Here is a 12,809-nt window from a genome sequence, read left to right on the forward strand (position 1 = left end):
ATGAACAAAACTGCGCAATCAGTATGGGAAAACTGTCTTCTTTTCATAAAAGATAATATCCAGGATCAGGCCTACAAAACCTGGTTCGAGCCGATTAAGTCAGTGGAGTTAACCGACAACGCTTTGTACATCCAGGTACCCAGTAAATTTTTTTACGAATGGCTGGAAGAACATTACGTGAAATTGCTCAAAGTGGCCCTTACCAAAGAACTCGGAAAAAACGCGAAGTTACTCTATAAAATCAAGATGGAAAACACTTATGGCAACAAACAACCGTTTACGGAACAGTTGCCGAGTGCCCACCGCTCGCCAATGAAAGCGCAGGAAGTCGATGCACCTTTCAAGAACCTGAATCCTGAACTCAAGAACCCATTTGTGATTCCGGGGATCAGGAACCTTAAGATCGAATCGCAGCTTAATGCCAATTACAGCTTTGACAACTTTCTGGAGGGCGACTCCAACCGGCTGGCACGTTCCGCAGGGATGGCCGTCGCAAACAAGCCCGGAGGCACTTCATTCAATCCGCTGTTGATTTTCGGCGGCGTCGGTTTGGGGAAGACGCATCTGGCCCACGCAATCGGCGTGGAAATCAAGGATAAGTACCCGGAAAAAACCGTGCTGTACATTTCAGCCGAGATTTTTACACAACAATATATTGATTCTGTTAAGAAGAATAACCGCAATGATTTCATCCATTTTTATCAGCTGATTGATGTGCTGATTATTGATGATGTCCAATTCCTTTCCGGGAAAACCGGAACCCAGGACGTTTTCTTCCATATTTTCAATTACCTGCACCAGAACGGCAAACAGGTCATCCTGACTTCTGATAAGGCCCCTGTGGATATGCAGGACATTGAACAGCGTTTGCTGTCCCGTTTCAAATGGGGACTTTCGGCAGAATTGCACCAGCCTGATTATGAAACCCGTATTTCCATCTTAAAGAATATTTTATACCGCGATGGTGTGGAAATGCCTGAAGAGATTATCGAATATGTCGCTCGAAACATCAAATCGAACGTACGTGAACTCGAAGGCGCGATTATTTCGTTGATTGCCCAGTCGTCTTTCAACAAAAAAGAAGTGACGCTGGATCTTGCAAAAGCCGTAGTCGAGAAATTCGTAAAGAACGTAAAGCGTGAAATTTCGATCGATTACATCCAGAAAGTCGTATCGGATTATTTCCAGTTGGATATTGATATGCTGCAATCCAAAACCAGAAAGCGTCACGTGGTACAGGCAAGGCAACTGGCGATGTTTTTTGCCAAGAAGTTCACCAAAGCATCCCTGGCCAATATCGGTTCGCAGATCGGTGACCGTGACCACGCCACCGTGCTTCACGCCTGTAAAACCGTTGACAACCTCGTATCTACCGATAAACAATTTAAAAAATTCGTGGACGATATCCACAAAAAACTATCACTCTAATGCCCGTACGGATTTTAATGGTATGCCTGGGAAACATTTGCCGGTCGCCTCTGGCTGAAGGCATTCTGGAGTCCAAGCTGCCCCGCGATAAATTCCGCGTGGATTCTGCCGGAACAGGAAATTACCACAGCGGTAAACAGCCTGATCAGCGTTCCATCAATATCGCTAAAAAGAGAGGACTTGACATCACCATGCAAAGGGCACGACAGTTCAACGCAGAGGATTTCAGTATTTACGATCACATTTTTGTGATGGACCACAGCAATTACAGAGATGTGATGCTATTGGCGCCTGATGAAAAATCACGTAAAAAAGTTTCCTATTTGCTGGACGCCCTGTTCCCCGGTGAAAACGTGGACGTGCCGGATCCCTATTTCGGATTGGAAAACGGTTTTGAGACCGTCTACGATATGATTGATGAAAGCTGCACGCTTATCGCGGAAAAACTGCTGAAGGAAGCCGAATAATCCCAATACTTATCAATGGCAAACCACCCCACAGGAAAGCTGTACCTTATACCCACGACGCTGGGAGAGTCCGCACCAATGGATGTGTTGCCGCATACTGTAAAACGCCTTGTGGAATCGCTGGATATTTACATAGTTGAAAACGAAAAGACCGCAAGGAAATTCATCAAGGGCGTTGCGCCGGAAAAACCGCAACCGCAACTGCAATTAAGCACTTTAAACAAGCACACCGAAGCGTCAGCTCATATTGACATGATCAGGCCGTGCCTGGAAGGGAAAGATATCGGACTGATGAGCGAGGCCGGCTGTCCCGGAGTCGCTGACCCCGGTGCCGTCATCGTTAAACTCGCGCACGAGAAAGGCATTCAGGTGGTTCCCATGGTAGGCCCCTCCTCCATTTTACTGGCCATTATGGCTTCAGGGATGAACGGGCAAAGCTTTACGTTCAATGGTTACCTTCCGATCGACAAATCTGAAAAGAAAGCAGCCGTGAAGCAACTCGAGAAATTGTCGGCAGACAAAAACCAGTCCCAGTTGTTCATAGAAACACCCTACCGCAACAATAAGATGCTGGACGACCTGCTGATGGCACTGCATCCGGAGACCCATCTGTGTGTCGCCGCCGACATTACCCTGCCTACGGAATACATTCGTACGATGAAAATTAAGGAATGGAAGAAAATCAAAATCGATTTACAGAACCGTCCGGCGATATTCATCATCCATAAAATGTAGTCCACCGCTTTAAGGCACTCCCATCATTGATCGTCATCAGGTTCAAGCTGAAAGATTTCCTCAACCGGTTTTTCAAAAAAACGCGCCAGCTTCAGCGCCAGCACCGTAGACGGCACGTACTTTCCTGTTTCAATCGCGTTGATTGTCTGTCGGCTCACCTGTATCCGGTCCGCGAGATCACCCTGCGAAATGGAAGCCACAGCTCTTAAAACCTTTAGATTATTCTTCATCAGTTGCCGCTTTTTTGAGTTGGTACAGCTTGTAATGAAACCTTATGATGAAAAAGAAAATCATCGTAAAGGTGTTGTAAAACAGGACATTCATGAACGGAAGTCCGTAAATGGTCGCTGCTAGGAGCAGGACGATGCCATAGTTGATATAAACAGCCCAAACGAGACTTTCGTAGCGTATTCTTGAGATGAATTCATCTTCGCGCTTCAGCTTTGAAAAGCAGATAAAAATACCGCCAATGATAAGGCAAAACAGCAACAGCTCGTCAATGATGCTGTTCCGGATCACCCCGAAGTATTTCGATTCACCAAACAAACCATCGTTAAGCAGGGCGAAAACATTGACCTGCAGCAGCGCATCGGTATCTACGTTCATGACTGAAAAGTACAGGCACAGTGCAAACGCCGGAATGAATAAAATCCATCCAATTCTCTTGAATGAATTTGGAAATAAAAAAGGTGTTTTCATTTTTCTAAAATTTAAATATATCCAAATGTAAAACAAACTTTACATATAGACAAATATATTTTACATTTAGAAAAGCAAACTTAACAGAAATACCCTTGACATGACGGGCAACGCCAGCAATGTCAAGGGTATTTTGATATGTAATCGGTGTCAGTAAACGGTAGGATGGTCTTCAGCGGGAATGTGCGAGGTATCGTAACCCGCATATTTCCGGAGATAGCTCCTGAGTGAAGTCCCGAAACCGTCGACTATTTTCTTTCTGCCGTCGTGCCTGAGGAACTTCTTCACCGATCCGGCTCCCAGGAGGTGCGCTGCAGCAAGCATTCCTGACTCGGTTACTTTGATACCGGCGACAACTTTCCCTTCGTATTCGGCGATTTCGTCCCTGAGCTCCCATTTATTCTTGGCAATGAGTGCGCTGAAGGCTTTTTCCTGCAATTGCGGGTCATTTAAAAACAGACTGTTACTGGTGATACCGACGGATCGGAGGGCACTGGTCCCAAATTGGTACTTGCCCATGTAACCAAAAGAATTGACTAATTTGTATTGGCCCTGAGACTCTTTGAAAGCGATAGCTTCTTTGAAACCGGTGAAGGATTTGCCGGTAAAAATCAGGTTTGAAAAGGGGTAATCTGAACGATGCTGTGAAGGAAACTGCACGGCCGATGGCTCGGGATCTGCAGCGGCTAACCAAAACTGGCTGTAGGCTTTGTCAGATTTAAAACCTGAACTGATGAATGCAACGGTAAGGACAATGCTGGTGTAATAAATCCATTTTTTTAACATAAATTGGTTTTCTTCCAAGTCTGTCACCCCGGGAAATTTCTGAGGGGCAAATATACGATAAATATTACAATTCTGAATATCAGCGAGTTAATATTTACCTAAAAATAGATCGGATGCATTCGAATCCTTCCGGAACCGTTGACCTCAACGGTGGGAGCAGGAATCTTAATCGTATTAAAAAGTGAGAAAAGCGTCTTTAAAAAGTGGGAATTTGTCTCAATTTTCTCCAAATCGACATCCAGGCTGATGTAAAACTGGCGCAATCTTTCCGGATTTTGTGTTATGCCCGACACGGCCGAACCGTCACCGGAAACCATGCCATCCGCGCCATATCCAAACGCGAGATTGAGCCATTTCGGAACCGCGTCGCATTTTGTGAAAGCATACACATTCGCCGACAGCCAGTACGTTTGTCCGTTATAATCTTTTAGAAGCTGTTCCGAAAATGATTGTCCGAGGACGTCAGGACGGATTTTCGCATACTGCGTTTGGTGAAATGAAAACTTCGGGGTGATGCGCTGCTCATGCCAAAGTAATTCCTGTCCGGCAAATAACGCCGTTCCGGTAACGTTGGCCAGCAAATCGCCCGATGACGCACCCCATTGCGCGGAAAAGCCATCGAACACTTCAACAACAGTTAGGAAAGCCAACCCGAGGGTGCTGCCATAGATGAGGCTGTTCCTTTTATCAACTCCGCTCCACCGCAATGCGTTGAATCCCGCCTTCCCTATATGGTAGGATGAAAAAACATGCCCGGCCTTGTCCATTTGCAGCCATTCATTGTTGTCGTTGATGAAGTGAAATTTCGACTGCGGATAATCCTTATACCAAAGCTGGCTCAGTCCCACCAACGCTGCTGTACCCAGGACTGCTTCAGCCCCGACCACAAGATTGCGTTTCCGGGTATTGAGGCTGTCCGAAGGCGACAGGAACCGATCGAATCCGCTTTGGGAAAAGGCAGTCGCAGCAGTAAGAAAAATCAGCAGGATGGTATATCGTTTCGCTGCCAAGGCTATCGCTTAATGCCCTGACTGCTGATCCATGCGACGTATTTGCGGCGGTTTGCCTCATGCTGCGCCGGGGTAACGGCAAATTCATGATAGCCGAAATTCGTCACACTCGCACAGAAATAGATGTAGTCGTGCTGTTCCGGATTCAATACTGCCTCTAGCGCCGTAATGTCCGGCATGGCGATGGGTCCGGGCGGCAAACCCTCATACATGTACGTATTGTAAGGCGAGTTGGTCAACAAATCTTTATTAAGGACGCGCTTGATGACAAGGCTGAAATCGTTCGCATTTTTCTTCACCGCATAAATTACGGTAGGATCTGCTTCCAGCTTCATACCACTATTGAGGCGGTTCAGGTAAACACCTGCCACCCGCGGGCGTTCATCCTTCTTTACCGTTTCCTTATGTACGATCGATGCCAGTGCGGAAACCTGCAAAGGCGTCAGGTTCTGCTTCTCTGCTAAGGCGATACGTTCGGGTGTCCAGAATTTGCGGTATTCCTTTGCCATGCGGTCGCGGAACTTTTCAGCGCTGACATTCCAGAAAAATTCGTATGAGTTTGGGATGAACATCGACAATACATTGTCTTCCGTAAAGCCATTATCAGCCAGGAATTTCTTATCTCGGAACGCATTGAGCAGCGAAAGGCTGTCGGCTTCAATCTGTTTTGAAACCCTTCCGGCCAGATCTTCCAGGCGTTCCTGATTGTTGAAGGTAAGATCGAAATGGACGTTCTGACGCAGTGAATTGATGATGTCATTGCTGCTCATGCCTTTTTTGATCAGGAATTTCCCGGGCTTCACGTTGCGATCGTACTTTTTCTTTTCGGCGACCATCTTAAAACGGTCCATGTCCTGAATCAGAGGGGACATGATGGCTGTTACCTGGCTGAAGTCAGCATTGGTAGGAATGTAAACATAAAGCTCCTTCTGGTCGAATGAGGTGTTGGGCGCAAAAATTTTACGGTACAGCGTATATCCGTAAACGGAAGCCGCGACCACAATAACAAGCGATAGGATAATGAGTAATTTCTTCGGTTTCAATCTGTATGATTTTTAAAATTGAGGGTTTAACAATTGGTAAAGGGCTTCGTCCCGGTACTTTCCGTCCTGCAGGTTCCATTGCTCTTTGACGCCGATACGATGGAACCCAAATTTAGTAAAAAGCCTGATACTCGCTTCATTTTCCGTATCAATATTCGCGTACACCTGGCGCAGGGCCAGTTTTGAAAAGGCATACCGGATCAAAAGCCCCAAAGCCTCGGTACCGGCGCGTTTGTTGCGGTCTTTGGCATTTTGTATCAGGATGCCGATGCCGGCGCGGTGGTTTTTCGGGTCAAAATCGAACAGGTCAATCAACCCAATCGGCGTAACGTCATCGTGATGGCACACCGCGAGCCGCAATTGCCTGGCTTCGTAAATATCCTGCTGCGCATTCTCGAGGTATTGCCGTATGAGGTAATAACTGTAGGGCGTCTGGGTATTGCTCACGTGCCAGATGCTCTCGTCGTTTTCAACTTCATAAATGAAATCAAGATCTTCGGGTTCGAGCGCACGCAGGCGGATGTTTTCTCCTTTTAAGGTAATCATGTTACGGAATCGGGATTTCGCCTTTAAAGACAAATGTGGCAGGGCCTTTCAGGAACACGTTGGAATACACGCCGTCGTTGGCGAAAAACGACACTTCAAGCGCGCCTCCCGGAACATGCAGGGTTACCTTTTCTGCCTGGGTCTTGCCTATCGCGTGCATGGCAATTGCAACCGCTGTGACCCCGGTGCCGCAGGACAGTGTCTCGTCTTCAACACCACGTTCATACGTACGCACTTTAAATGCATCGTCCTGTTCCTGTTCGACAAAATTAACGTTGCTGCCTTTTTGCCCGTAAAGGTCGGAGTAGCGGACTTTCGCACCCTTTTGCCTCACATCGGTGGCGTGTACATCATCGACGAGCTCGACATGATGCGGAGAACCGGTATCTAAAAAGACATACTCCGGTGTCACCGTAAGCGCATCCACATCTTTCATCTGCAATGCCACCACCCCTTTGTCATACATCGTGGCGTAATGCGGGCCGTCCGTCGCGATGAATGTGGTCTCAACATCGACAAGGCCGAGATTTTTTGCGAAAGCGACCAGGCACCTGCCGCCATTTCCGCACATCGAACTTTCATTGCCGTCGGAATTGAAGTACACCATCCTGAAGTCGTATTGAGGATCGGTTTCAAGTAAAATAAGGCCGTCGGCACCAATACCGAACCGCCGGTCACAAAGCTTCCTGATCAGGGCGTGATCGGTTTTGGGAAATTGAAGTAAACGGTTGTCGATCATCACAAAATCGTTACCGGTACCTTCATATTTGTGGAACTCAGTTTTCATGGAATGTCAATGTTTCAAATCAGGAAACACGTCCCAAAGATAGCAATATTATAACAGAAAGTTAAACCGTGTTAATCAGGTGTTAAACCACTTTTCCGAAAAAGTAAATCCCATAATTTTGCTGTTAAATAATTTAATTCCTAACTACAAATGAAAAGATTTTCTAATTTATTTCTGGTTTGCTTGTTAAGCGGTGCCACAACATTAGGAGCTTACAAGTTATTATTTGAAGGCGGTGGTTTGTTTTCCCCAAAAAAATCCATCGTAACGGTCGCTTCTCCAAATTACAACAAGACCGTAGGGTTTTCAGCCGAAGGCGTCGACTTTGCCGAAGCTGCTGACAAGGCAGTGCATACCGTCGTACACGTAAAGAACGTTTCTTACCGCACCGTGTCTAACCCGATTATGGAGTACTTCTACGGATACCGCGGTGGTCAGCAGCAGGAGCAGGTAGGTACCGGATCGGGGGTTATCATTTCTGAGGACGGGTATATCGTAACCAACAACCATGTGGTACAGGATGCGTCTGACCTTGAGATCACCCTGAACAACAAAAAGGTGTACAAGGCCAAACTGATCGGCACGGATTCTAAGATGGACATCGCCCTGCTAAAAATCGATGCCGATGAAAAACTGCCCTACGCCACCTTTGCCGACAGCGATAACACCAAGGTCGGAGAATGGGTACTCGCCGTAGGAAACCCTTACAACCTCACCTCTACCGTTACTGCCGGGATTATTTCGGCCAAAGCCAGAAACCTGGACACCAATGGCATCCAGTCGTTCATCCAGACCGACGCGGCAGTAAACCCGGGAAACAGCGGCGGTGCACTCGTAAACACGCATGGCGAACTCATCGGTATCAATACGATGATCTCGTCACAAACCGGATCGTATGTGGGTTACTCTTTTGCGATTCCGTCGAATATTGCGCGCAAGATTATAGAGGACATCATGGAATACGGCAACGTACAACGCGGCATCCTGGGCGTACATGGTGCTGAACTCAACGGCCCGGTATCAAAGGAACTCGGACTGAACCGTACCGAAGGCTTCTATGTAGGCGATGTCGACAAGAATTCGGGTGCCGACAAGGCAGGAATTAAAAAAGGGGACGTCATCATTAAAATGGACAACACCAACATCAGTTCGTACGCTGATCTTTCAGGTTTCATCAATACCAAGCGTCCGAATGATAAAATCCAGGTGACGCTCGTGCGCGACGGCGAAACCAGGACTGTGCCGGTAATGCTTTCGAAGTATGAATTTGTCAATGCCGAATTTAAAGGCATCGAACTTGAAGACCTCACGGCAGCAGATATGAAGCGGTACAACCTGAACTACGGGGTCAAGATCCGCGACATTTCCAATGAACGCTTTGCAGCTTACGCCAACGACCTCAAAGGCGGCATCATCCTGAGCATTAACAATACCAAGGTCAAAAATATTAAGGTGGTGAATGAGATGCTCGACAACCTCGACGACAACGAAAGCGTACAGATTGAAATGCTCACCCGCAACGGGCAGGTTGTACGGTTTATCCTATAGGTGTCCGTAACGGAATCCCGATTCCACAAAACACAAAATCAAAAGCCGGAATTGTCCGGCTTTTTTTATGCATTTACGTAAACCCGGAGAAACCAGGCGTTGAAAAAATCGCAGTAAAACTTGCCGAAAAATTTTACGAAAACGTTTGAAATATATACTTTTGCATCAAATTTTCAAAAAACAACACTAACCTTTTTCAAATTACAGAGACATGAACAATACCGCTTCTTACGAAAGAGAACTTTCCTTCCAGGCCGACAGACGGCGTGCCGGAGTAGAATTTATCAAGATCATCAGCGATTTATGGTACGACAAATCCATCGAGATGGTGCTGTTCCGCAACCAGCTGATTGACCGCAATGTAAGCGATATTATCAACCTGCATGAATATGCCGGGGCATTCGTAGGCAAACCGATTTCCATATTTGATTCGGTCGAGATTGCCAAAGCGATCCTGTCGCTGGACCTGCCGCCCTCCAAACTTGACATCGGCAAACTGACCTATGAGTTCCACCTCGAAGACGACAAATATCCGAATGCCAAGCATTTCGTCATCGACAAGCTTAAAAATGCCAAGGACATTAAGGACATCCAGCCAAAAGACGTTGTACTCTATGGCTTCGGACGTATCGGCCGTTTGCTGGCACGCGAACTGATGTCAAAGATGGGCAAAGGCAACCAGATGCGCCTGCGCGCCATCGTAACGCGCGACAAGAATGACGCAGTGAGCCTTGAAAAAAGGGCTTCGTTGTTAAGGAACGATTCCATTCACGGGGATTTCCAGGGCTCGGTCATCGCTGATCCTGAAAACAACGCACTGATCATCAACGGCACCACGGTGCACGTAATCACGGCAAATGCGCCTGAGGATATCGATTATACCGTGTACGGCATTTCAGACGCCCTGCTCATCGACAATACCGGGGCCTTTACGACGCAGGAAGCCCTGGCACGCCACCTCAAGTCAAACGGCGTATCAAAAGTACTGCTTACCGCGCCGGGCAAAGGCGTACCCAACATCGTTCACGGTGTAAACCAAAACGAGCACAACCCAGATACGGTGGATATCTTCTCTGCCGCCTCGTGCACGACCAACGCGATTACCCCAATCCTCAAAGCGATTGAAGATACGCTGGGCGTCGTAAAAGGCCATTTGGAAACCATCCATGCGTACACCAATGACCAGAACCTCGTAGACAACATGCACAAGAAATACCGTCGTGGCCGTGCTGCGGCGCTCAACATGGTCATCACCGAAACCGGTGCCGGAAGCGCTGTCGCAAAAGCCCTGCCGAGCCTCGCCGGAAAACTGACCTCGAATGCGATCCGTGTTCCTGTGCCAAACGGTTCGCTGGTGGTATTAAATCTTGAAGTGAACAAGGAGACCTCTATCGAGGAAGTGAATGCCATCATGAAGAAATACGCACTGGAGGGCGAACTCGTAGAGCAGATCAAATATTCGCTGAGCAACGAACTGGTATCGTCTGATATTGTAGGCACCTCGGCGCCGTCGATTTATGACAGCAATGCGACGATCGTATCGGCTGATGGCAAAAACATCGTACTCTACATCTGGTATGACAACGAATACGGCTACAGCCATCAGGTCATCCGCCTCGCGAAGTATATCGCCAAGGTAAGAAGGTTTACCTATTACTAGCAGGCAGCGCCCGTATTATAGGGCCTGATGCATCAAACATAAATCCGCTTCCCCTCGAGGCGGATTTTTTTTTAGCGACCGCAATGCACCATCCGTCCGCCACCGCCAAACACTTTGAAACTTCACAACTTTCGCTTACTTTTGCCGCTCAGAAATTGACTATGAAAAAGATCCTGCCCCTGCTCCTCTTACTGGTATCGGTTACCCTTTCCGCGCAGAAAAAAGCCGTAAGCCCTTACGCAGCCATCGACGCCAAAGCACTGCAAATCCCGGATTCACTGACGCGAAGCACAGACAAGATGGCCGCATGGTTCAAATCGTCGTTTGCTACCGAAAAGGACCGCACCCGCGCCGCGTTCATCTGGATTGCGAAGACCATTCATTATGACCTCGACAATATGTTTGCGCTGAATTTCTACGAAAAGCGTGAGGAAAAAATAGACAAGGCCCTGAAGACGCGTAAAGGCATCTGTGCCAATTATGCCGAGCTTTTTGCCGACATCAGCAACAAGATGGGGATTAAATCCTACGTCGTAGAAGGCTACACAAAACAAAACGGCTTTACCGATTACATCCCGCATGCCTGGTGCGCCGCCTTTTTGGACGGCAGCTGGTACCTGTATGACCCCACCTGGGGCTCGGGCTACGTAAACGGCGGGAAATTCATACCGAGAATCAACAATGCATATTACGAAACTACGCCGAAAGTGCTGGCCAAATCGCATATGCCGTTCGATTACCTGTGGCAGTTTATGAACTACCCGATCACTACGGCGGAATTCTACCAGGGCAAAACCGACCTCGACCGCAGCAAGCCTTTTTTTGATTATCCTGCGCAGATCGCCGCATACGAAAAGCTTGACCGCATCGACCAGCTTAAGGCATCGGCCAAAAGGATTGAGGAAACGGGGCTTCGGAATTCGATGATCTTCGACCGGCTGCAGCACATCAGGATGGAAATTGACAACGACAACATCAAGCAAAAGACAGCGCTTTACAACGAGGCCGTACACGATTACAACGCCGGCATCAATGAAACAAACGCCTTTATCGAATACAGGAACAAGCAGTTCAAGCCCACCCTGCCCGACGGCGACATCGAGGGCATGCTGATTGCCGCGGAAAGCAAGCTGAACAGCGCCGTGAAGAAACTCGAAGGCGTGTCAAGGGACGATGAGCATCTGGGCGCCTCCAAGACCCAATTGCTTAAAACGATACAGGATGCCCTGAAGCAGGTCATGGAATTCCGCGACTGGCTGCATGTGTACTTCGGCAAAAGCAAATCCGCGCGCAAGGGGATGTTTTATGAAAAAAGGAGCCTCTGGTCAGGGAAGTAGGTGCCGAGCCGTTTCACATAGATTTTGACACTCAGGCATGAAACAATAAATACCGATTGATAATAAAAATCCGCCCTTTGGCGGATTTTTTATTGCAGATATACACATATAGCGTTTTTTAATTCGATTCACGCATTTTTTTATTCACGTTTTTAATATTATTCAGGATTTTCATATATTGCTCATTATTAACCTCTCAAAAACCAAACAAAAATGAGTAACATTACAGAAAACCGCCTCAACACCACGATTTCGGCAGCAGACCTCACTGCAATCAACACCGCGATTGCCACCATTTCAGGAAAGCTTCCTGTGGCGAGCCTCGATGAGGGCCAGCGATCTGATTTCAATTCGATTGATGTAAACAACAAAGTGTTCATCGAAGACGTCATTACCGAACTTGGCGTGAGCGGCACAGGCATCGTGCCGGGCTTCATCAGCACAACCAACCTGCAAAACGACCTCGCACTCTATGAACAGGCGGACGCTATCGAAGCGGCGCTGATGAACCTTGTGCAGAAAGTCTCTGACATCAAGCGCATCTGCGGACACGAAGGCTATGGCACGGCGCTGGCCGTCTACCGCATTTATGATGCGGCCAACCAGGCCGGCGTACCCGGTGCGAAGCAGGGGTATGACAAACTGAAGGCGCGCTTCAGCAACACCGGCGCGGGAAGGCAGCCCGATAGCGGGACTTTATAATCGGCAACGGTAAAAAATCTGGTGTAGGCTGAAAACATTTTGGCCTGCACCAAATTCATTT

The 12,809-nt window shown here is 47.8% G+C and carries 14 protein-coding genes; 7 read left to right on the forward strand and 7 right to left on the reverse strand.

Annotated features, from left to right (window positions below):
* The 3 genes from dnaA to HYN48_RS00015 are packed head-to-tail and all read left to right on the forward strand — an operon-like array spanning position 1 to position 2,630.
* The gene (gene dnaA, locus HYN48_RS00005; RefSeq protein WP_108369182.1) at positions 1-1,428 is read left to right on the forward strand and encodes a chromosomal replication initiator protein DnaA; all 1,428 of its coding nucleotides are present in this window, start codon (positions 1-3) and stop codon (positions 1,426-1,428) included.
* Entirely contained in the window at positions 1,428-1,895 is a 468-nt protein-coding gene (locus HYN48_RS00010) for a low molecular weight protein-tyrosine-phosphatase (RefSeq protein ID WP_108369183.1), read from the forward strand. Before dnaA ends, HYN48_RS00010 begins: the two co-directional genes overlap by 1 nt.
* 15 nt (positions 1,896-1,910) lie before the next feature.
* Positions 1,911-2,630 (forward strand): SAM-dependent methyltransferase, encoded by a 720-nt coding sequence (locus HYN48_RS00015; protein ID WP_108369184.1) that lies wholly within the window; start codon positions 1,911-1,913, stop codon positions 2,628-2,630.
* A 23-nt stretch (positions 2,631-2,653) separates the two neighbouring features.
* On the opposite strand, the gene HYN48_RS00020 is transcribed toward HYN48_RS00015, so the two are convergent.
* The 7 genes from HYN48_RS00020 to dapF all read right to left on the reverse strand — a co-directional run bounded on the left by HYN48_RS00020 (position 2,654) and on the right by dapF (position 7,501).
* Positions 2,654-2,860, reverse strand: coding sequence for a helix-turn-helix transcriptional regulator (locus HYN48_RS00020; protein WP_108369185.1), 207 nt, complete (start codon positions 2,858-2,860; stop codon positions 2,654-2,656).
* Positions 2,850-3,329 carry a hypothetical protein gene (locus tag HYN48_RS00025; protein WP_108369186.1) on the reverse strand — a complete coding sequence of 160 codons (480 nt, stop codon included), beginning with the start codon at positions 3,327-3,329 and terminating at the stop codon, positions 2,850-2,852. The genes HYN48_RS00020 and HYN48_RS00025 overlap by 11 nt, the downstream gene beginning before the upstream one ends.
* A 150-nt stretch (positions 3,330-3,479) precedes the next feature.
* Positions 3,480-4,115, reverse strand: a complete 636-nt coding sequence (locus HYN48_RS00030) for a peptidoglycan-binding protein LysM (protein WP_108373224.1) — start codon at positions 4,113-4,115, stop codon at positions 3,480-3,482.
* Between the two features lie 98 nt (positions 4,116-4,213).
* A complete protein-coding gene (locus HYN48_RS00035; RefSeq protein WP_108369187.1) occupies positions 4,214-5,125 on the reverse strand; it encodes a DUF2279 domain-containing protein in 912 nt (303 codons plus the stop codon).
* A gap of 2 nt (positions 5,126-5,127) precedes the next feature.
* Entirely contained in the window at positions 5,128-6,168 is a 1,041-nt protein-coding gene (gene mltG / locus HYN48_RS00040; protein WP_108369188.1) for an endolytic transglycosylase MltG, read from the reverse strand.
* Between the two features lie 12 nt (positions 6,169-6,180).
* Positions 6,181-6,714 (reverse strand): GNAT family N-acetyltransferase, encoded by a 534-nt coding sequence (locus HYN48_RS00045; RefSeq protein ID WP_108369189.1) that lies wholly within the window; start codon positions 6,712-6,714, stop codon positions 6,181-6,183.
* 1 nt (position 6,715) lies between these two features.
* A complete protein-coding gene (gene dapF, locus HYN48_RS00050; protein WP_108369190.1) occupies positions 6,716-7,501 on the reverse strand; it encodes a diaminopimelate epimerase in 786 nt (261 codons plus the stop codon).
* Positions 7,502-7,651: 150 nt separating this feature from the next.
* On the opposite strand from dapF, the gene HYN48_RS00055 reads away from it, so the two are divergent.
* The 4 genes from HYN48_RS00055 (at position 7,652) to HYN48_RS00070 (ending at position 12,748) form a co-directional block, all read left to right on the forward strand.
* Complete coding sequence (locus HYN48_RS00055; protein WP_108369191.1) at positions 7,652-9,049, forward strand: Do family serine endopeptidase; 1,398 nt, start codon at positions 7,652-7,654, stop codon at positions 9,047-9,049.
* A gap of 211 nt (positions 9,050-9,260) precedes the next feature.
* Positions 9,261-10,709, forward strand: a complete 1,449-nt coding sequence (locus HYN48_RS00060) for a glyceraldehyde-3-phosphate dehydrogenase (RefSeq protein ID WP_108369192.1) — start codon at positions 9,261-9,263, stop codon at positions 10,707-10,709.
* 161 nt (positions 10,710-10,870) lie between these two features.
* Positions 10,871-12,046, forward strand: coding sequence for a transglutaminase domain-containing protein (locus tag HYN48_RS00065; RefSeq protein WP_181248488.1), 1,176 nt, complete (start codon positions 10,871-10,873; stop codon positions 12,044-12,046).
* Positions 12,047-12,259: 213 nt separating this feature from the next.
* Complete coding sequence (locus HYN48_RS00070; protein WP_108369194.1) at positions 12,260-12,748, forward strand: hypothetical protein; 489 nt, start codon at positions 12,260-12,262, stop codon at positions 12,746-12,748.
* Positions 12,749-12,809: the final 61 nt, after the last annotated feature.

Origin of the sequence: Flavobacterium magnum (assembly GCF_003055625.1) — a bacterium.
Taxonomy (GTDB): Bacteria; Bacteroidota; Bacteroidia; order Flavobacteriales; family Flavobacteriaceae; genus Flavobacterium; species Flavobacterium magnum.